Origin of the sequence: Fuscovulum blasticum DSM 2131 (assembly GCF_003034965.1) — a bacterium.
Taxonomy (GTDB): Bacteria; Pseudomonadota; Alphaproteobacteria; order Rhodobacterales; family Rhodobacteraceae; genus Pseudogemmobacter; species Pseudogemmobacter blasticus.
Genome location: NZ_PZKE01000013.1, coordinates 1 through 18,806, shown reverse-complemented (window position 1 = coordinate 18,806; position 18,806 = coordinate 1). Strand labels below are relative to the sequence as shown.

15 protein-coding genes are annotated in these 18,806 nt (G+C 65.7%); 5 read left to right on the top strand and 10 right to left on the bottom strand.

Features of this window, described 5'->3' with window-relative positions; all coding sequences use genetic code 11:
• Nucleotides 1-20 precede the first annotated feature (20 nt).
• The 3 genes from aspS to C5F44_RS13170 all read right to left on the bottom strand — a co-directional run bounded on the left by aspS (nucleotide 21) and on the right by C5F44_RS13170 (nucleotide 3,845).
• Nucleotides 21-1,958 (bottom strand): aspartate--tRNA ligase, encoded by a 1,938-nt coding sequence (gene aspS, locus C5F44_RS13180; protein ID WP_107674007.1) that lies wholly within the window; start codon nucleotides 1,956-1,958, stop codon nucleotides 21-23.
• A gap of 181 nt (nucleotides 1,959-2,139) precedes the next feature.
• Nucleotides 2,140-2,748 carry an aminotransferase class IV gene (locus tag C5F44_RS13175; protein ID WP_412917548.1) on the bottom strand — a complete coding sequence of 203 codons (609 nt, stop codon included), beginning with the start codon at nucleotides 2,746-2,748 and terminating at the stop codon, nucleotides 2,140-2,142.
• Entirely contained in the window at nucleotides 2,706-3,845 is a 1,140-nt protein-coding gene (locus tag C5F44_RS13170) for an aminodeoxychorismate synthase component I (RefSeq protein ID WP_107674093.1), read from the bottom strand. The genes C5F44_RS13175 and C5F44_RS13170 overlap by 43 nt, the downstream gene beginning before the upstream one ends.
• A 218-nt stretch (nucleotides 3,846-4,063) precedes the next feature.
• On the opposite strand from C5F44_RS13170, the gene carB reads away from it, so the two are divergent.
• Nucleotides 4,064-7,393 carry a carbamoyl-phosphate synthase large subunit gene (gene carB, locus C5F44_RS13165; protein ID WP_107674005.1) on the top strand — a complete coding sequence of 1,110 codons (3,330 nt, stop codon included), beginning with the start codon at nucleotides 4,064-4,066 and terminating at the stop codon, nucleotides 7,391-7,393.
• 5 nt (nucleotides 7,394-7,398) lie between these two features.
• Here carB and dgt read toward each other — a convergent pair whose 3' ends face one another.
• Nucleotides 7,399-8,775: a dGTP triphosphohydrolase gene (dgt, locus tag C5F44_RS13160; RefSeq protein WP_328588504.1), complete on the bottom strand. Its 1,377-nt coding sequence runs from the start codon at nucleotides 8,773-8,775 to the stop codon at nucleotides 7,399-7,401.
• A 284-nt stretch (nucleotides 8,776-9,059) separates the two neighbouring features.
• The gene (locus C5F44_RS13155; RefSeq protein WP_181318265.1) at nucleotides 9,060-9,545 is read right to left on the bottom strand and encodes a BrnA antitoxin family protein; all 486 of its coding nucleotides are present in this window, start codon (nucleotides 9,543-9,545) and stop codon (nucleotides 9,060-9,062) included.
• Nucleotides 9,546-9,833: 288 nt separating this feature from the next.
• Between C5F44_RS13155 and C5F44_RS13150 the strand changes: the two genes are divergently transcribed.
• Nucleotides 9,834-11,138: a DEAD/DEAH box helicase gene (locus C5F44_RS13150; RefSeq protein ID WP_107674002.1), complete on the top strand. Its 1,305-nt coding sequence runs from the start codon at nucleotides 9,834-9,836 to the stop codon at nucleotides 11,136-11,138.
• Here the strand turns inward: C5F44_RS13150 and C5F44_RS13145 are convergent.
• On the bottom strand, nucleotides 11,113-11,565 hold the full coding sequence (locus tag C5F44_RS13145) for a hypothetical protein (protein WP_107674001.1): 453 nt from the start codon (nucleotides 11,563-11,565) through the stop codon (nucleotides 11,113-11,115). The two genes, C5F44_RS13150 and C5F44_RS13145, sit on opposite strands and share 26 nt — an antisense overlap.
• A 153-nt stretch (nucleotides 11,566-11,718) precedes the next feature.
• On the opposite strand from C5F44_RS13145, the gene C5F44_RS13140 reads away from it, so the two are divergent.
• The gene (locus C5F44_RS13140) at nucleotides 11,719-12,297 is read left to right on the top strand and encodes a thymidine kinase (RefSeq protein ID WP_107674000.1); all 579 of its coding nucleotides are present in this window, start codon (nucleotides 11,719-11,721) and stop codon (nucleotides 12,295-12,297) included.
• A 51-nt stretch (nucleotides 12,298-12,348) separates the two neighbouring features.
• Here C5F44_RS13140 and C5F44_RS13135 read toward each other — a convergent pair whose 3' ends face one another.
• Nucleotides 12,349-13,272 (bottom strand): DMT family transporter, encoded by a 924-nt coding sequence (locus C5F44_RS13135; protein ID WP_107673999.1) that lies wholly within the window; start codon nucleotides 13,270-13,272, stop codon nucleotides 12,349-12,351.
• A gap of 90 nt (nucleotides 13,273-13,362) precedes the next feature.
• Here C5F44_RS13135 and C5F44_RS13130 point away from each other — a divergent pair, with 90 nt between their 5' ends.
• Both C5F44_RS13130 and C5F44_RS13125 read left to right on the top strand, forming a co-directional pair.
• Nucleotides 13,363-14,982 carry an AMP-binding protein gene (locus tag C5F44_RS13130; protein WP_107674092.1) on the top strand — a complete coding sequence of 540 codons (1,620 nt, stop codon included), beginning with the start codon at nucleotides 13,363-13,365 and terminating at the stop codon, nucleotides 14,980-14,982.
• 63 nt (nucleotides 14,983-15,045) lie between these two features.
• The gene (locus C5F44_RS13125; RefSeq protein WP_107673998.1) at nucleotides 15,046-16,068 is read left to right on the top strand and encodes a hypothetical protein; all 1,023 of its coding nucleotides are present in this window, start codon (nucleotides 15,046-15,048) and stop codon (nucleotides 16,066-16,068) included.
• Nucleotides 16,069-16,072: 4 nt separating this feature from the next.
• Here C5F44_RS13125 and C5F44_RS13120 read toward each other — a convergent pair whose 3' ends face one another.
• The 3 genes from C5F44_RS13120 to C5F44_RS13110 form a co-directional block, all read right to left on the bottom strand.
• Complete coding sequence (locus C5F44_RS13120; protein WP_146161949.1) at nucleotides 16,073-17,098, bottom strand: SPOR domain-containing protein; 1,026 nt, start codon at nucleotides 17,096-17,098, stop codon at nucleotides 16,073-16,075.
• Between the two features lie 73 nt (nucleotides 17,099-17,171).
• Complete coding sequence (upp, locus tag C5F44_RS13115; RefSeq protein WP_107673996.1) at nucleotides 17,172-17,804, bottom strand: uracil phosphoribosyltransferase; 633 nt, start codon at nucleotides 17,802-17,804, stop codon at nucleotides 17,172-17,174.
• A 3-nt stretch (nucleotides 17,805-17,807) separates the two neighbouring features.
• On the bottom strand, nucleotides 17,808-18,800 hold the full coding sequence (locus tag C5F44_RS13110; RefSeq protein ID WP_107674091.1) for an adenosine deaminase: 993 nt from the start codon (nucleotides 18,798-18,800) through the stop codon (nucleotides 17,808-17,810).
• Between the last annotated feature and the right edge of the window lie 6 nt (nucleotides 18,801-18,806).

Genomic DNA, 18,806 nt, shown 5'->3' with positions numbered 1-18,806 from the left:
GGTGGTCCTGCCTCCGGCCCTCAGGCCTCCTTGGGAATGACGCGCAGCCGCAGGTCGCGCAACTGCTCGTTCGTCGGCTCGCTCGGGGCGTTCATCAGCAGGTCTTCGGCCCGCTGGTTCATCGGGAACATGATGACCTCGCGGATGTTGGTCGTATCCGCCAGCAGCATCACCAGCCGGTCGATGCCCGCCGCACAGCCGCCGTGGGGCGGGGCGCCGTATTTGAACGCCTTGACCATGCCGCCGAAGCGCTTGTCCACCTCGCTGTTCGGATAGCCCGCCAGCTCGAACGCCTTGTACATGATTTCCGGCTTGTGGTTGCGGATACCGCCCGAAATCACCTCATAGCCGTTGCAGGCCAGGTCATACTGATAGGCGTAAACGCCCAGCGGATCGCCCGACAGCGCCTCAAGCCCGCCCTGCGGCATCGAGAACGGGTTGTGGCTGAAGTCGATCTTCCCGTCGTCCGTCTTCTCGTACATCGGGAAATCAACGATCCAGGCAAAGCGGAAGCTGTCCGTCTCGGTCAGCCCCAGCTCGCGGCCAATCTCGTTGCGCGCCCGGCCCGCCACCGCCTCGAACACCTCGGGCTTGCCGCCCAGGAAGAACACGGCATCGCCTTCGCCCAGGCCCAGCTCTATCCGAAGCGCCTCAGTGCGCTCCGGTCCAATTGCCTTCGCGATGGGGCCTGCGGCTTCGTGTTCTCCGAAATAAGCATTGAACAAGAACTTGGCCCGGGCATGGTCGTTTTGCGAATGGGCACGCTTAAGCTCTTCAAGCGCTTCCGCCTCACGCTTGCTGCCATCATCAGGGTTCTCAATCTCTCCGATAGGGGTATTGAGCATGTCCTCAAATGAGCGGTAGGCAGAACCTTTTTTGCGCCAGAAGATATAGCCCATCCCCGGCAGGCCCTCTTTCTGGGCAAAGGCGTTCATCCGGTCGGCGAACTTGCGGCTGCCGCCGGTGGGCGCGGGAATGGCCCGCACCTCGGTGCCCTCGTTCTGCAACAGGTTGGCGAAGATCGCGAAGCCCGAGCCGCGGAAATGCTCGCTCACGTCCTGCATCCTGATCGGGTTGCGCAGGTCGGGCTTGTCGCTGCCATACCATTTCAGCGCGTCGCGATAGGCGATGCGCGGCCAGTCGGCATACACCTTGCGGCCCTTGCCGAATTCCTCGAACAGCCCCTGCAACACCGGCTGCACCGCGGCGAACACGTCATCCTGGGTGACAAAGCTCATCTCGATGTCAAGCTGGTAGAAATCGGTCGGGCTGCGGTCGGCCCGCGGGTCTTCGTCGCGGAAGCAGGGCGCGATCTGGAAATAGCGGTCAAACCCCGCCACCTGGATCAACTGCTTGAACTGCTGCGGCGCCTGCGGCAGGGCATAGAACTTGCCGGGGTGCAGGCGGCTGGGCACCAGGAAGTCGCGCGCGCCTTCGGGGCTGGAGGCGGTGATGATCGGCGTCTGGAATTCGGTGAAACCCTGGTCCCACATCTTCATCCGCAGCCAGCGCACCACGTTCGACCGCAGCATCATGTTCTGGTGCATCGTGTCGCGGCGCAGGTCGAGGAAGCGATAGGTCAGCCGGGTTTCTTCCGGATAGTCGGCCTCGCCGAACACCGGCAGCGGCAGGTCTTCCGCCGGCCCCAGCACCTCGACCTCGGTCACATAGACCTCGATCTCGCCGGTCGGAATCTTCGGGTTCACCAGCGCCGCATCGCGCGCCTTCACCCGGCCGTCGATGCGGATCACCCATTCCGACCGCACCTTCTCCAGCGCGGCAAAGGCCGGGCTGTCGCTGTCGGCCAGCACCTGCGTGATGCCGTAATGGTCGCGCAGGTCGATGAACAGCACGCCCCCGTGGTCGCGCACCCGATGCACCCAGCCCGACAGACGCACCGTCTGGCCGACATCGGCCTTGTTCAGGCCGGCACAGGTATGGCTGCGATAGGCGTGCATGATCGTTCCCCTTCCAGAGGCAGAAATTCCATCGCGCCGATACACAGCGCCCGCCCGGATTAGTCAACCCCGCGCCGAACGCAGACCGCGCGGGGTATTTGAACCAAGGTGAAGCCGCAGGGCTTTCATCTTGGTCCAAATACCCTCTGGGGGTCCGGGGGGCGAAGCGCCCCCGGCGCCCTCACCCCGCCCAGACGGCGGGGATCAGCCCCCGCAGCGCATTGCCCACCCACAGCCGCACGCGGGGCAGGTCGTCGGCCCGCAACACCTCTTCCGGGCAGGCCAGTTCGGCCCGCAGCACCCCCGGCAGCAGCCCGCAGGACAGGGGCGGCGTCCGCATCCCCTGCCCCCGGTCGAAGAAGACCGTGGTGATGCTGCCATCGCAGACCTCGTCGCGTTCGTTCAGGAACAGCACCTCGTCCAGCCCCGGCGCCAGCCCGGCCCGCGCCCGGTCATAGGCATCGCGCCGGGTGGATTTCACCCGCAGCCAGGGATCGGCGGACCGCAGCCGTTCGGCCGCCAGCCCCAGCCGCCATTCGGGTTTGGCCGGCGGCAGCGCCGTCGCCTCCCAGACCACCTCGCCCCCCGCGCCCAGCGTCAGCCGCAGCCGCGCCGGATGGTCGGGCCCGGCCGGCGCCACCTCGGGGCAGGCCCAGCCCAGCGCCGCCGCCCCGGCCCGCAGCCGCGCCAGATGCAGCGGCCAGCGCGGCGCGGCGCGGCCCTCCCACAGCACCGTCTCGATCAGCCTCAGTCCCGGTTCACGGCCGCCTTCACGAAGCGCGCTTTCCACAGCGCCTCCTCCCATTCGCCCTGCGCGGTTGATCCATGCACCACGCCGCCGCCCACATTCATCACGATCTCGTCGCCGCTGAGCGACAGCGTGCGGATCGCCACGCTGAAATCCGCCGTCCCGTCGGGGGCCATCCAGCCCACCGCGCCGCAATAGGCGCCGCGCGCGAAGGGTTCCACCTCGCGGATGATCTGCATCGCGCGGATCTTCGGCGCGCCGGTGACGCTGCCGCAGGGAAACAGCGCCGCCATCAGCGCGGGCAGCTCCGGCGCCGTCTCCAGCACGCCCTCCACGGTCGATGTCATCTGATGCACCGTCGCATAGGTTTCCACCGCGAACAGCGCCGGCACCCGGACACTGCCCACCCGCGACAGCCGCGAAATGTCGTTGCGCAGCAGGTCCACGATCATCAGGTTCTCGGCCCGGTCCTTCTCGGCGCCCTGCAATTCGGCGATGATCGCCGCATCCTCGGCCGCATCGGCGCCGCGCGGCCGGGTGCCCTTCATCGGCCGGGTCACGATCCGGCCCCCGGCCCCGATGCGGAAGAACAGCTCGGGGCTGCGCGACACCAGCACCGGCCCCACCCCCAGATCGACAAAGGCGCCGTGTCCCACCGCCCCCGTCCGCCGCAAGGCGCCATACAGCCCTTCCGCGCTGCCCGCCGTCAGCCGCGCCCGCAGCGGAAAGGTCAGGTTCACCTGATAGCAGTCGCCCGCCGCGATATAGTCCAGCACCTTGGCCGCCGCATGGCCATAAGCCCGCCGCCCCACCACGGGTTCGGGCGCGGTCATCGCGGTGCCCTGCCCGGCCTTGGCCATGCGCGCCAGCACGGGGGCGGCGTCCTGCGGCCCGTCGAACAGGCCCAGCGCCAGCAGCGGCCCGGGCCGCCGGCGCGGCATCAGGCGGCGCAGCTTCGGCTCCAGCGCATAGCCCGCCTCATAGGCGACATAGCCCGCGATCCAGGCCCCCGCCCTGCGCGCCGCCTCGGCCGCGCGCAGCGCCGGCAACACCTCGGCCCCGCGCCGGGCGACGATCACCCCACGCGGCCGGTCAAACACCGCCGGCGCCCCTTCGGGCCCATGTTCGACAAGGATCACCATGCGCCCCCGTTCCCCTGTTGCCAGTTAGGACGAACGCCGCCGCAGGACCAGCGGATTTCCGACACCGCATCCCGGGCCGGCGACAGCCGCGCCGCGCCCGGCGGATTTCTTCCCCGGAACCTGCCGGAAAATGGCCGCCCTTTGCCCCTTGCGCCCAAGCCCCGCCGGACTATAACCCCGCCAGTTTGCGCGCCGCCTGCCCGATGGAGAGCCCCATGCCGAAGAGAACCGACATCAAGTCGATCATGATCATCGGAGCGGGGCCCATCGTCATCGGCCAGGCCTGCGAGTTCGATTATTCCGGCGCCCAGGCCTGCAAGGCCCTGCGCGAGGAAGGGTACCGGGTGATCCTGGTCAACTCGAACCCCGCCACGATCATGACCGATCCGGGTCTGGCCGACGCCACCTATATCGAACCGATCACCCCCGAAGTGGTGGCCAAGATCATCGAGAAGGAACGCCCCGACGCGCTGCTGCCCACCATGGGCGGCCAGACCGGGCTGAACACGGCCCTGGCGCTGGCTGACCTTGGCGTGTTGGATAAGTTCAAGGTTGAGCTGATCGGAGCCAAGCGTCCGGCCATTGAAATGGCAGAAGATCGCAAGTTGTTCCGCGAGGCGATGGACCGGATCGGGCTGGAAAACCCCAAGGCCACCATCATTGCCGCGCCGAAACTGCCCTCGGGCAAGTATGACATCGCCGCCGGCGTGCGCGAGGCGGTCGAGGCGCTGGAATATGTCGGCCTGCCCGCCATCATCCGCCCCGCCTTCACGCTGGGCGGCACCGGCGGCGGCGTCGCATATAACCGCGACGATTACGAAGCCATCGTCCGCTCGGGTCTGGAAGCCAGCCCGATGGCGCAGGTTCTGGTCGATGAATCCCTGCTCGGCTGGAAGGAATATGAAATGGAGGTTGTCCGCGACAAGGCCGACAACGCCATCATCGTCTGCTCCATCGAGAACGTCGATCCGATGGGCGTGCATACCGGCGATTCCATCACCGTCGCGCCGGCCCTGACGCTGACCGACAAGGAATACCAGATCATGCGCAACGGCAGCATCGCCGTGCTGCGCGAGATCGGTGTCGAAACCGGCGGGTCCAACGTGCAATGGGCGATCAACCCGAAAGACGGCCGCATGGTCGTGATCGAGATGAACCCCCGCGTGTCGCGCTCCTCGGCGCTGGCGTCCAAGGCGACCGGCTTCCCGATTGCCAAGATCGCCGCGAAGCTGGCCGTCGGCTACACGCTGGACGAATTGGACAACGACATCACAAAAGTGACACCCGCCAGCTTTGAACCCACTATCGATTATGTGGTGACAAAGATCCCGAGGTTCGCTTTTGAAAAGTTCCCCGGCTCGGAACCCAACCTGACCACCGCCATGAAATCGGTGGGCGAGGCCATGGCCATCGGCCGCACCATCCATGAATCGCTGCAAAAGGCGCTGGCCAGCCTGGAAACCGGCCTGACCGGCTTTGACGAGATCGCCATCCCCGGCGCCCCCGACCGGGCGGCGGTGTCGAAGAAGCTGGCCGAGGTCACGCCCGACCGGCTGCGCGTCATCGCCCAGGCCATGCGCCACGGCTTCTCGGATGACGAGATCCAGGCGATCACCGCCTTCGACCCGTGGTTCCTGGCCCGCATCCGCGAAATCATCGACACCGAGGCGCAGATCCGCAAATCCGGCCTGCCCACCAATGCCGAGGCGCTGCGCAAGCTCAAGATGATGGGCTTCACCGATGCCCGCCTGGCCAAGCTGACCGGCCGCGACGAAGGCCAGGTCCGCCGCGCCCGCCGCAACCTGGGCGTCCGCGCCGTGTTCAAGCGCATCGACACCTGCGCGGCCGAGTTCGAGGCCCAGACCCCCTACATGTATTCCACCTACGAATCCCCCGCGATGGGCGATGTGGAGTGTGAATCCCGGCCCAGCGCCGCGAAAAAGGTGGTCATCCTGGGCGGCGGCCCCAACCGCATCGGGCAGGGGATCGAGTTCGACTATTGCTGCTGCCATGCCTGCTTCGCGCTGACCGCGGCGGGCTATGAGACCATCATGGTCAACTGCAACCCGGAAACCGTCTCGACCGATTATGACACCTCGGACCGGCTCTATTTCGAGCCGCTGACCCTTGAGCATGTCCTTGAAATCCTGCGTGTCGAGCAGGAAAACGGCACACTGCATGGGGTGATCGTGCAGTTCGGCGGCCAGACGCCGCTGAAACTGGCCAATGCCCTGCATGAAGAGGGCATCCCGATCCTTGGCACCACGCCCGATGCCATCGACCTGGCCGAAGACCGCGAACGCTTCCAGCGCCTGTTGCAGGATCTGGGCCTGAAACAGCCGCACAACGGCACCGCCCGCTCCCGCGACGAAGCCTTCGCCGTGGCCCGCAACGTGGGCTATCCGCTGGTGATCCGCCCCTCCTTCGTGCTGGGCGGCCGCGCGATGGAAATCGTGCGGTCCGACGAACAGCTTGAACGCTACATCACCACCGCCGTGCAGGTGTCGGGCGACAGCCCGGTCCTGCTGGACAGTTACCTGTCCGGCGCGGTCGAGGTGGACGTGGATGCCCTGTCAGACGGCACCAACGTCCATGTCGCCGGCATCATGGAACATATCGAGGAAGCCGGCGTCCATTCCGGCGATTCGGCCTGCTGCCTGCCGCCGCACCAGCTTTCGCCCGAAACCGTGGCCGAGCTGAAGCGCCAGACCGTCGTCATGGCCCGCGCGCTGAACGTGGTTGGCCTGATGAACGTGCAATTCGCCATCAAGGACGGCACGATCTACGTTCTGGAAGTGAACCCGCGCGCCAGCCGCACCGTGCCCTTCGTCGCCAAGGCGACCGACAGCGCCATCGCCTCCATCGCCGCCCGGCTGATGGCTGGGGAACCGCTGTCGAACTTCCCGATGCGCGCGCCCTACCCCGCCGGCGTCGGCCCCGATACCGCGCTGCCGCTGGCCGATCCGCTGACGCTGGCCGATCCGCAAACCCCGTGGTTCAGCGTGAAAGAGGCCGTCCTGCCCTTCGCGCGCTTCCCCGGCGTTGACCCGGTGCTTGGCCCGGAAATGCGGTCAACGGGCGAGGTGATGGGCTGGGACCGCACCTTCGAGCTGGCCTTCCTCAAGGCCCAGATGGGCGCCGGCACCATCCTGCCCGACGCGGGCCGCGTCTTCCTGTCGGTCAAGGACATGGACAAGACCGCCGCCCTGGCCGCCGCCGCCCGCGACCTGATCGCGCTGGGCTTCCAGATCGTCGCCACCCGCGGCACCGCCGCCTGGCTGGCCACGCAGGGCATCGCCGCCGAAAGCGTGGCCAAGGTCTATGAAGGCCGCCCGAACATCGTGGACCGGCTGAAGAACGGCGACATCGCGCTGGTGATGAACACCACCGAAGGCACCCAGGCCGTCAGCGACAGCCGCGACATCCGCCGCGTCGCCCTGATGGACAAGATCCCCTACTTCACCACCGCCGCCGCCAGCATCGCCGCCGTCGGCGCGATGAAGGCCCGGGGCGAGGGCTATGGGGTGAGGACACTTCAGGGGTGATGTGATTAATTTCCAGAAATCATACGTGCCACTTTCAAGGTATAACGATCAGTCATCCCGGACACAAAATCACACAATACGTGCAAAGCATGGTAGCTGTCTTTTGCATCTCGAAAATCGAGATTTATAGCGCGTGACAATTTCCCATTATAATCAGACAGCTTTGATTCGTCCCAGTTTTTCGTCTTCAGCTCGTCCAATACAGGCAAAACTCCATCCAAGACCTGCCTAATTGTATTTCTTCCAGAAACTTCCAACTCTGTTTTTCTGCGAGCTGTGAATATTCTCTCGCGAGAGACCTTCTTTATGCCATAAAATTCTTTATTTTTCGAACAAGTATCTATTAGAGAGTTGCTAAATGTTCCATCCATTATTGAATCATAGTTCTCAATAAACGCCTCAACACACGAATGAATCGAAGCCCCAATGCTGCGGGCTCTTAGATAGGAAATCCACTCTATCTCCGTCTTATCTTCTCGTTGATGATTTGGGACACCACTGACTGGCTCTAAATGGCTGCGAACGGCTTCAAATGAAAGATCTCCAGCCGTAAACCCATCCTCCAAATCAAGTATGCTGTAGCAAATATCGTCGGCGGCCTCGACCAAGAAAACAAGGGGATGGCGTCGCCACCAACTTACACCAACTGGGCTGCTCTCAGCCCGCAATCCGGTTGCCAAGGCAACTTCCTCAAAAATTTCTCGCTCCGCTTCGAAGACGCCAAACTTCTTTAGACCGCAATACGACTCGCGAACAGAACTCTTTACGTATGCAGTGACCGGATATTTCGCGAAGGTCGCCAACACCCCATTCGACAAGCGCATGCCGCCTTGATTTCGATACATTTCAAGTCGCGTGAGTATTCTAAAGCCTTGCGCATTGCCTTCGAACTGCTCGAATTCAGCTCGATGAGATGCCTCAACCGCACCAAATATTCCCTTTGCGCCGTCAAGTCTCTCCTCAAACCATTCGCCCATGGCTGCTTCCCCTGAGTGACCAAAGGGGGGATTACCTATGTCGTGCGCCAGGCACGCCGCATAAACCAATCCAGAGATAGCGTGCTTTTGCCCAGCCTCAATGTGTTTTTGCGTTTCAAGCCAATGCCCAACTGACATCCCCAAAGACCGCCCAACACTTGCGGTTTCAATGCTATGTATAAGTCTATGATGAAGGTGGTCATTCTCATAAAGGGGGTGGACTTGAGTTTTATTCGCTAATCGCCGAAATGGTTGCGAAAATACAATTCTATCTGAATCTTGTACGTATATGGGGCGATGTGGTTCTTCAGCATAGGAAGGATCCCCAAGCCGCCCCAGATTAAGCAATGATGCCCAGTCCATTTTGCAACTCCCGATTGCTTCGATCAGATGATACTCACCCAAGTAAGCTGTCAATCCAGTAGATGAAGGATAATGGGGTGTTCGGCCCGCCCGATTTGTCCCGCGACAAATCGGGCCGCGCCTGCCTGCCCCCGGCAGGCGCGAGTCCGCGCCCGCCCAGGCAGGCGCGTCCCGATTTCCACCCTGCAAGACCCAGACGCACCCCCCTTGCCCTCCGGCCTTTGCGGCCTGCGGGCAATCGGGCCGGGCGACCGTCCACTGGACGGTCGCTTTCCGGCCCTCTCGCTCCGGCCCCACCCGCAGCGCCAACATGGGGCCGGCCCCCCTCACCTCCGCCGCCGCCGCTCCATCTCCGCCACCAGCCGCTCCAGCCGCGCCGCCTCCTCGTCGTCGTCCATGACCGTCGGCGCGGGGCGGGTCCGGTCCAGCCGCGCCATCAGGGCCCGCGCCTGCGCCTCGCGCGCGGCGGCCGCCGCCTCGGCCTCGGGTGACAGCAGCGGGCGGTCATAGGCCACGTCCTCGGGGCCCTTGACCACGCCCGCCAGCCGGGCGTGGCGAAAGGTGGCCAGCACCTCGGCCATGCGGGCGGTGTGGCCCGCGCCCATGGCGCGAAAGAACTCCAGCACCTCGACCTCAACCCACAGCGTCACCCGCGTCTTGCGGCCAGGGCCGGCGCTCTGGGCAATGCCGTGCCAGGCCTCGGGCACCGCGCCGGTGCCGCGGGCCGGGCCGTGCAGCGCCATTTCCAGCCGGCGCAGGCCCTCGGCCATGCGGTGATAATGGGCGCGCGCCCGGTCCTCTGCCTTGGTCATGGGTCCACCTCCGGGCAGGCAGTCTGCGCGCGGGGCGGCTGAAAATCGGTGAACCGGGCGTGCGCCGCCCGTCATACGCCGCGCATACGCAACGCATACCTGACGCAGACGCTTGACATACCGCGCCGCAAGCCCCATGTCCGCCCTGTCCGAAAGCCCGTGCCGCGTGAGCATTGATCCGGCCCGGACGACAGGTTCCCACCATCACGCAGGGGCGCCGACGGCGCGCACGGTCAACGGGGTTCCCCGCGGACGAGGGCCGCCCGTCCCTTGACGTATGGAACGACCATGACCACTTTCGAAGCCCTGGGCCTTTCGCCCAAACTCCTGAAAGCGCTGGAAAAAACCGCGCTGCAAACGCCGACGCCGATTCAGGCGCAGGCCATTCCCGCCATCATGCAGGGCAAGGATCTGATGGGTCTGGCCCAGACCGGCACCGGCAAGACGGCGGCCTTCGGCCTGCCGCTGCTGCACCGGCTGCTGGACATCGGCCACCCCCCCGGCCCCCGCAACGTGCGCGCGCTGATCTTGGTGCCCACCCGCGAACTGGCCACGCAAATCCGTGAAAACTTTGAAGTTTTCACCAAAGGCACCGCCATCAAGATCGTCATGGTGGTCGGCGGCGCCTCGCTGAACAAGCAGTCGCAGGCGCTGGTGCGCGGCACCGATGTTCTGGTCGCCACCCCCGGCCGCCTGATCGACCTGCTGGAACGCGGCGATGTCAGCCTGGAGAAATGCGGCTATCTGGTTCTGGATGAAGCCGACCACATGCTCGACATGGGTTTCATCCACGCCCTGCGCCGCATCGCCAAGCATATTCCGCTGCGTCGTCAGACGCTTATGTTCTCGGCCACCATGCCCAAGGACATTGACGAAATCGCTGCCACCTATCTGCGCGACCCGGTCAAGGTGCAGGTGGCCCCCCCCGGCAAGCCGGCGGAAAAGGTCACGCAGGGCGTCCATTACATCCCCAACGGCGACAAGGCCCGCCTGCTGGAGACCTATCTGAAGACGCATGAAGGCGAGCAGGCGCTGGTGTTCTGCCGCACCAAGCACGGTTCAGACAAACTTAACAAATTGCTGGCAAGCTGGGGCTTCCGCGTCGGCACCGTTCACGGCAACCGCAGCCAGAACCAGCGCGACCGGACGCTGTCGGAATTCAAGGCGGGTGAGCTGGACGTTCTGGTCGCCACCGATGTCGCCGCACGCGGGATCGACATTCCCACCGTCCGGCACGTCTACAACTATGACATGCCGAATGTGCCGGAAAACTATGTCCACCGCATCGGCCGCACCGCCCGCGCCGGGGCCGAAGGGGCCAGCATCAGCTTCTGCGCACCCGCTGAGATGGGCGAGCTGCAAGCCATTGAGAAAATTCTGAAAAAGCCGCTTCCGGTGATTGGCGGTGCGCCGTGGTCTGCCGAAGTGGTGGCCGCGAACCCGCGCCCGCAGCAGCGTCAGGGCCGCCCCGGCCCCCGCCCGGCCGCGAAGGCCGGCGCCAAGCCGCAGGCCAAACCCCGGCCCATGGGCGGCGGCCAGGCCCCCAAGCGCAGCGGGGCCAAGCGTCCTAGCCGGCCTCTTCCTCGAGGTTGAGCTTCATCTGAAGCAGCACCTGCTGCAGGGCCAGCGTCTCGCGCAGCATCCGCTTGGATTCATTGACGGTAATCTTGCCGTCACTGATGGCCTGATTGTATTCGCTCATCAGCATGGCAAAGCGCTGCGCCAGGGCCACCACGTCCTGGTTCACGCCCTTTGACGCGCCATCGTGCTTGTCGCTGTCATAACTCAGCGTGATGCCGCGCAGATCGGCCAGCGCCGAGGTGACATGCGGAAAGCGCGACGCGGCTTCCAGCGCAGCCACCACGTCGATGGGCATGAACCTGTCGTCGTGCTCGTCATTTTCCGAATAATACCGGCCCAGCGTCGCCTTCGATTTGCCGGTGATGGCGCAGGCAGCCTCGACCCCCACGTCCTTGACCAGCGCCTCGGTGTGCTTCTTCAGGTAGCTTGCCGTCGACATTTTTCATTCTCCGGGCCGCAGAAGCTGCGGGGAAATCGTGATCATTTATCCCCCTTACTCATGCAAAAGCCATTTGTCATGGCCAAAACCGCCGCTGCCGGGGCACGCAGGGTCGGGCTTGCGCCTCCCCCCTTCGGGACGTTAGGGCAAGGCATGGCGAAGCTGCATTTTCACTATTCGACGATGAACGCCGGCAAGTCGACGCTCTTGCTGCAGGCGGCCTACAACTACCACGAAGGCGGCATGGCCACCTTTCTGTTGACCGCCCGGCTGGACGATCGCGCCGGAACGGGGCGGATCGGCAGCCGGATCGGCATCGGTGCCGAGGCCGAGACCTTCGGACCAGAGGATGACATGTTCGCCCGCATCGCGGCGCGGCTGGCCTCTGGCCCCTGCGCCTGTGTCTTCATCGACGAGGCACAGTTCTTGTCCAAAGATCAGGTCTGGCAACTGGCCCGGGCGGTGGATGACCTGAAGGTTCCGGTCATGGCCTACGGGCTGCGGGTGGATTTCCAGGGCAACCTCTTCCCCGGATCGGCCGCCCTGCTGGCCTGGGCGGATGAGATGCGCGAAGTTCGCACCATGTGCCATTGTGGCCGCAAGGCAACGATGGTGGTGCGCAAGGGGCCGGACGGGCAGGCGCTGCGGGACGGCGATCAGGTGGTGATCGGCGGCAACGAAACCTATCAGAGCCTGTGCCGCAAACATTGGCGCGCGGCGGTGGGGGACTAGCGCCCCCAAGGGGCGCGGCGCCAATCCGTTGAAAAGGCGCCTCTTTGGCGATCAGACCGCCACCGCCTGCGCCCTTGCGCGCAAGGCGATCAGCGCCCCGGCAGCCACGATCAGCCCCATTCCGGCCCAGGCCTGCACCGACAGGGTTTCCCCCCAGATCATCCAGGACCAGAAGGCCGAAGCCGGCAGGATGACATATTCCAGCACGCTGACCCGGCCGGCATCGGCAATCTGGTAGGCGCGGATCATCAGCCCCACCCCCAGAAGCGACCCCGCCGCCTGCACGAAGACCCAGAACAGGAAGCCGGCCGAAGGCCAGACCGGCCCGCGCAGCAGGAACCCGTCGGCACCGGCGGGCACCGCCACCGGCCACAGCGCCAGCGCCGCCATGCCGATCAGGCCGAACACCCCAAGGGCCGCGAAAAAGCCGGCCAGCAAGGTTTCGGCGCTTTCCTGCGGGCACCATTCGCGTGTCGCGATATTGCCCAAGGCATACATCGCCCCCGCCGCCACCGGCAGCACCGCCGCCAGCGACGCCCCCGACAGCGCTTGCGGCCCAAGGACAAGGATCACCCCAAGGAAGCCAAGGCCGACCGCAAGGATGCGAACCGGGCCAATGGCGTGCCCATAGGCAAAGCGCGAGATCAGCAGCACGAAGATCGGCGCCGTGAACAGGCCCGCCGCGACAATGGCCACCGGCAGAAAGGCCAGCGCGCCGAAATAGATCACCATCGCCGTGCCATGGATCGCCGACCGCGCCAGCACCGCGCGCCCGTTCACCGGCCGCAAGCGCAACCCAAGGAACGGCACCGCCAGCCCCAACAGCGCCAGCGCCATGGCCGTCCGGGTGGCATGGAACTGCCACAGCCCCGCTTCGACCGCGATCAGCCGGACATAATTGTCGGTAAAGCCGATGATCGTGGCATAGATCAGGATGCACCCCGCAGCGGCCAGGGTCTTGTCAGGGGCTTGCATTTTCGGGGCATTCCTCCTCTTTCACCCGCAGTCAAGCCTGCTAACCTAGGGTCTGCGCGCTTGAAAGCGACATGAGGGAGGATGACGACGATGGGCTGGCTGGCCGATGAATCTGGCTTGGAAAAATGTGCCGCGAACCATGTGGCGCTGACGCCCCTGTCGCATCTGAAGCGCGCGGCCGATGTCTTTGCCGACCGCACGGCGCTGGTCTGGAAGACCACGCGCCTGACCTATGCCGAATATGCCCATCGGGTGACATTGCTGGCCAGCGCCCTGGCGCGGCGCGGCATCCACCCGGGCGATGTGGTGGCCACGCTGCTGCCGAACATTCCCGCCCAGGCCGAGGCGCATTTCGGCGTGCCGGCCTGCGGGGCGGTGCTGAACACCATCAACACCCGGCTGGATGCCGATACGGTGGCCTATATCTTCGGCCATGCCGGGGCGAAGATCGTGCTCTGTGACAGCGCCTATATCGCACTGGCGGAACAGGCGATCCGCAAGATGGACGGGGCCGCGCCGCAGATCATCGAGGTGGTGGATCATGGCCAGACCGCCTCGGGCCATTACCTGACCTATGAGGAACTGCTGGAAAAGGGCGATCCCGGCTTCGCCTGGCTGATGCCGCAGGACGAATGGGAATCGCTGGCGATCAACTACACCAGCGGCACCACGGGCCGGCCCAAGGGCGTGGTGTATCACCACCGGGGCGCCTATCTGGCAACGATGGCCAATGCCGTGGCCTGGCGGATGACCCTGTTCCCCGCCTATCTGACCATCGTGCCGCTGTTCCACTGCAACGGCTGGTGCCACACCTGGATGGTGCCGATGCTGGGCGGCACCGTGGTCTGCTGCCGCGACATCACCGCGAAGGCGATCTATGACGCGATTGCCGACGAAGGCGTCACCCATTTCGGCGGCGCGCCCATCGTTCTGAACACCATCGTCAATGCCAGGCCCGAGGACCGGCGCGAGTTTTCCCATGTGGTCGAGGTGTTTACCGCCGGCGCCCCGCCGCCCGCCGCCACGCTGGCCGCGTTTGAACCGCTGGGCTTCAACGTGACGCAGGTTTACGGCCTGACCGAAACCTATGGCCCGTCCACCGAATGTCTGTGGATGCCGGACTGGGACGGCACCGAAGGCGCCGCGCGGGCCGAGCTGAAATCGCGCCAGGGCGTACGGATGGCCATGCTGGAAGGCGCCGAGGCGCATGACACCCACGGCCAGCCGGTTCCGCGCGACGCCCATCACCTGGGCGAGATCGCGATGCGCGGCAATCTGGTGATGAAAGGCTATTACAAGAACCCCGAAGCCACCGCCGAGGCGTTCAAGGATGGCTGGTTCCGCAGCGGCGACATCGCCTTGCAGCACCCGGACGGATATTTGCAGATCACCGACCGGGCGAAAGACATCATCATCTCGGGCGGCGAAAACGTGTCTTCTGTCGAGGTCGAGGGGGCGCTGATGAAGCACCCTGCGGTGAATCTCTGCGCCGTGGTGGCCAAGCCCGATGACAAATGGGGCGAGGTGCCTTGCGCCTTTGTCGAGCTGAAGCCGGGCCAGAAGGTGACCGAAGCCGAGCTGATCGCGCATTGCCGCGCGCATCTGGCCGGGTTCAAGACGCCCAAGCATGTGATCTTCCACGATTTGCCCAAGACCAGCACCGGCAAGATCCAGAAGTTTGAGCTGCGCGCCGTGGCCAAGCTGATCTGATTGTGCCCCGCCCCCGGCCCGGCTAAGGTTGTGCCGGGGCAGCAGACGGACAAGCAGAGGCCGATGACGGCACTGAAAAAGTATCAGCGGCTTGAAAGCACCGGGCTGTGGCGCGCCGGCCCCGGCGGGCAGCGCCAGGAGGTGATCGTCCGGCTGGGCGAAGCCACGCTGATGCTGACCGACCCGCGGTCCGAACAGGTGCTGAGCCACTGGTCGCTGCCGGCAGTGACACGGCAGAACCCCGGGGTGCGGCCCGCGCTGTTCGTTCCCGGCGAAGATGCCGACGAGACGCTGGAAATCGACGACGACGACATGATCGCCGCGCTGAAAACGGTGCAGGCGGCGGTGCGGCAGGCCACGCCGCGCCCGGGCCGGCTGCGCGCGGCGCTGATCGGTGGCACCACACTCGCCATCGTGCTGATCGTGACACTGGTCCTGCCGGGGGTGCTGAAGCGGCACACAGCCTCGGCGCTGCCCGCGGCGAAACGGGCCGAAATCGGCCAGCTTGCGCTGGATGATGTGATCCGGCTGACCGGCAAGCCCTGCGACGGATCGCTGGGCCTGCCCGCACTGGCTCGCCTGTCCGAGCGGGTCTTCGGCCCCGAGGATACGCCGATCCTCTACATCCTGCCCGAAGGGCTGCGGCATCCGGCGCACCTGCCGGGCGGGGTGATCCTGCTGCCGCGCGACCTGATCGACCAGGACACGCCCGAGGCGCTGGCCGGAGCCGCATTGGCCGAAGGGGTGGCGTCAAGGGCCACCGATCCGCTGGCCCCGATCCTTGATCATGTCGGGCTGAAGGCCACCTTCGGGCTGCTGACCTCGGGCCAGTTGCCCGACGATGCGCTGCAAGGCTATGGCGAGGATGTGCTGCGCGACAACGCCAGCGCCGCCGTGCCGGATGCGGTGCTGATCGAGGCGGCGAAAACCGCGCAGGTGCCGCTTTCGGCCTATGCCCGCTGGCGTGATCCCTCGGGCACAGCGACCGCCGGACTTCTGGAAGGCGATCCCTACCGCGGCCTGATGCCGACGCCGATCCTGCCCGATGACGACTGGATCGCGCTGCAATCGGTGTGCAGCGACTGAACCGTCAGTTCGTCACCACCAAGGCATCGGCAAAACCAGCCTGCCGGGCGATGTTCAGCGCGGCCTGCGCCTCGGCCGCGCTGGCAAAGGGGCCGGCATAGACCACCCGCAACGCGCCATTGCCGAAGGTTCCCTGCGCCACCGGGAACCCCAGATCGCGCAGCCGTCCCACCACGCCTTCCGCATTTGACGGCACCGCATAGGTGCCCACCTGCACGAACAGCCGCCCCGTGCCGCCCGCCACCGTCTGCGCCTTTTCCGCCGCCGCCGGATCGACATAGCCGATAGCGCGGCCGTCCGGCGTGACGGTCACCAGGATCGGATAGGTCGCGCCCTCCAGCGTGCCGTCCCCACGGGTGCATAGAATCTGGCTGCCGCCGCCCGGCAGCGCATGGCGTTCGGCCACCGGCGTCGCCGCCGCGCAGGCCAGACGATACTCCGGCCCCTCCGGCGCGGGCCCGGTCAAGACCTTGACCGAAGCCGCCTCGCCCTTGGGCAGCGCCTCCACCTTGGCGGAGGGCTTGGCCCTGGATTTGGCCTTGGCCTTCGGCTTTGCCTTTGGCGTCACCGCAGGCTTTTCGGCAGCCACCACCTCTGCCGGCTTGGCCTCCGGTGCCGCGGCGGGCGGGGCGGGCGTCGGCTCAACGACCGGGGTCGGGGTGTCAGGGATCGCAGGCTCGGGGGCCGGTTCCGCGACCGCCGGCTTGGGCGCCGTTTCGCTGGCGTCCGGGCTGGCCCCCATATCGGGCGCCGTGGGCTTGACCTCGGGCGGGGTTTTTTCCGCAAGGACCGGGCTTCCGCCCGACGGCGCATAGCCGCAAAGTTGCTTGCGGTCGCGCGTCACCCGCGGCACCCAGACCACCTGCCCGCCATAGGCCGCCCGCAGAAAGACGCAGCCCTTGCTGTCAACATATTGCTGCCCGGCGAAGCCCTCTGGCGGAAGCTCGGCCGGCTGGTTCAGATCGGCCAGCGCAGGCCCGGCCGCGATGACGGCGGCCAGGCAGGCCGCCGGCAGAAGTCTGGCCAACATGATCGATTCCCAGGACATCGGCTGAACTGTGAAGCAGGCTCCGGGGTGAGTAAAGGCCCGCGCCCGCCCCGCCTTACTTGGTGCCGAACATGCGGTCGCCCGCATCGCCCAGACCCGGCACGATATAGCCGTGGTCATTCAGGTGGCTGTCCAGCGCCGCGGTGACAATCGGCACATCGGGATGCGCCTCCTTCATCCGGGCCACGCCCTCTGGCGCGGCCAGAAGGCACAGGAAGCGGATCTGCTTCGCCCCCGCCTCTTTCAGCAGCGACACGGCCGCAGCCGAGGAATTGCCGGTGGCCAGCATCGGATCGACGACAATGGCGATGCGGTCTTCCATCTGGTCGGGCAGCTTGCAGTAATACTGCACGGGTTGCAGGGTTTCCGGGTCGCGGTAAAGGCCCACGAACCCCACGCGCGCCGCCGGAATCAGCTCAAGGATGCCATCCAGCAACCCGTTGCCCGCGCGCAGGATCGACACCAGCGCCAGTTTCTTGCCGTCAATCGTGGGCGCGTCCATCGGGCAAAGCGGCGTTTCGATGGTCTTGGTCGTCATCGGCAGTTCGCGCGTCACCTCATAGGCCAGAAGCAGGCTGATCTCGCGCAGAAGTTTGCGGAACGAGGCGGTCGAGGTGTCCTTCTCGCGCATCAGCGTCAGCTTGTGCTGGACCAGCGGATGGGAAACGACGGTCAGATGGTCCAGCATGGGTCAACCCTCCAGCAGCTTTGCGATCCTTGCCTTCGTATCGGCGTCGCAGAAGGCGGCGTCAAGCGACTGGCGGGCGATGCGGCCAAACTGTCCCTCGTCCCAGTCGAAGGCGCGGTGCAGTTCCTGATATTCCCGCGCCATGGTGGTGTGAAAGAACGGCGGATCGTCGGTCGAGATGGTGACCTTGACGCCGCGCCGGTCCAGCTCGGCAATCGGATGGGCGCGGAAATCGCGGTACAGCCCCAGCGACACGTTCGATCCGGGGCAGACCTCCAGCACGGTGCCGCGTTCGGCCAGTTCGTCCACCAGCGCCAGATCCTCGATGGCGCGCACGCCATGACCAATGCGTTCGGGGTTCAGGTCCGTTAGCGCCGCGCGCACGCTTTCCGGCCCGCCCCATTCGCCGGCATGGGCGGTCAGGCGCAGCCCGGCTTCGCGCGCGCAGTCGAAGGACCAGGCGAAATCCTTGGGCGCGCCCACCGTTTCATCCCCGGCGATGCCGAAGCCGACCAGCCAGTCACCCGCCGTTTCCGCCGCGCAGATCGCGGTTTCCCGCGCCTTCTCGGGCCCGAAATGGCGAATGCAGGTGACGATGCCGCGCAGGGTAATGCCCATCTGCCGCTCGGCCTGATCAGCGGCCTCGCGGATGGCGTGAAGGTATTCGCGCCAGGCCCCCGGATCGCGGCCACCGCAGAAATCGGGCGACAGGAAGGTTTCACCATAAACCACGCCGCTGGCAGCGCTTTCCTCCAGCACCGCCAGCGTCAGGCGGTGGTAATCCTCGGGGCTGCGCAGGACCGAGGTCGCCGCCTCATAGACCTTGAGGAAATGCCAGAAATCGCGCCAGGCATAGCCGCCCTGTTCGTCGAAGATGCCGGAGATGTCCTCCTTCTTCTCGGCGGCCAGCCCGCGGATGAAGGCCGGCGGAGCGGCGCCTTCCAGATGCAGATGCAGTTCGACCTTGGGCAGTTCGCGCACGCCCTTCTCCTTCATCTCGGG

Bases quoted from the DNA above. Each gene is read 5' to 3' on its own strand.
- C5F44_RS13145 (WP_107674001.1), bottom strand. From the start codon at position 11,565: ATGTCGACGGCAAGCTACCTGAAGAAGCACACCGAGGCGCTGGTCAAG.
- carB (WP_107674005.1), top strand. From the start codon at position 4,064: ATGCCGAAGAGAACCGACATCAAGTCGATCATGATCATCGGAGCGGGG.
- C5F44_RS13120 (WP_146161949.1), bottom strand. From the start codon at position 17,098: ATGTTGGCCAGACTTCTGCCGGCGGCCTGCCTGGCCGCCGTCATCGCG.
- upp (WP_107673996.1), bottom strand. From the start codon at position 17,804: ATGCTGGACCATCTGACCGTCGTTTCCCATCCGCTGGTCCAGCACAAG.
- C5F44_RS13135 (WP_107673999.1), bottom strand. From the start codon at position 13,272: ATGCAAGCCCCTGACAAGACCCTGGCCGCTGCGGGGTGCATCCTGATC.
- C5F44_RS13130 (WP_107674092.1), top strand. From the start codon at position 13,363: ATGGGCTGGCTGGCCGATGAATCTGGCTTGGAAAAATGTGCCGCGAAC.
- C5F44_RS13140 (WP_107674000.1), top strand. From the start codon at position 11,719: ATGGCGAAGCTGCATTTTCACTATTCGACGATGAACGCCGGCAAGTCG.
- C5F44_RS13150 (WP_107674002.1), top strand. From the start codon at position 9,834: ATGACCACTTTCGAAGCCCTGGGCCTTTCGCCCAAACTCCTGAAAGCG.
- C5F44_RS13110 (WP_107674091.1), bottom strand. From the start codon at position 18,800: ATGAAGGAGAAGGGCGTGCGCGAACTGCCCAAGGTCGAACTGCATCTG.
- C5F44_RS13125 (WP_107673998.1), top strand. From the start codon at position 15,046: ATGACGGCACTGAAAAAGTATCAGCGGCTTGAAAGCACCGGGCTGTGG.
- aspS (WP_107674007.1), bottom strand. From the start codon at position 1,958: ATGCACGCCTATCGCAGCCATACCTGTGCCGGCCTGAACAAGGCCGAT.
- C5F44_RS13155 (WP_181318265.1), bottom strand. From the start codon at position 9,545: ATGACCAAGGCAGAGGACCGGGCGCGCGCCCATTATCACCGCATGGCC.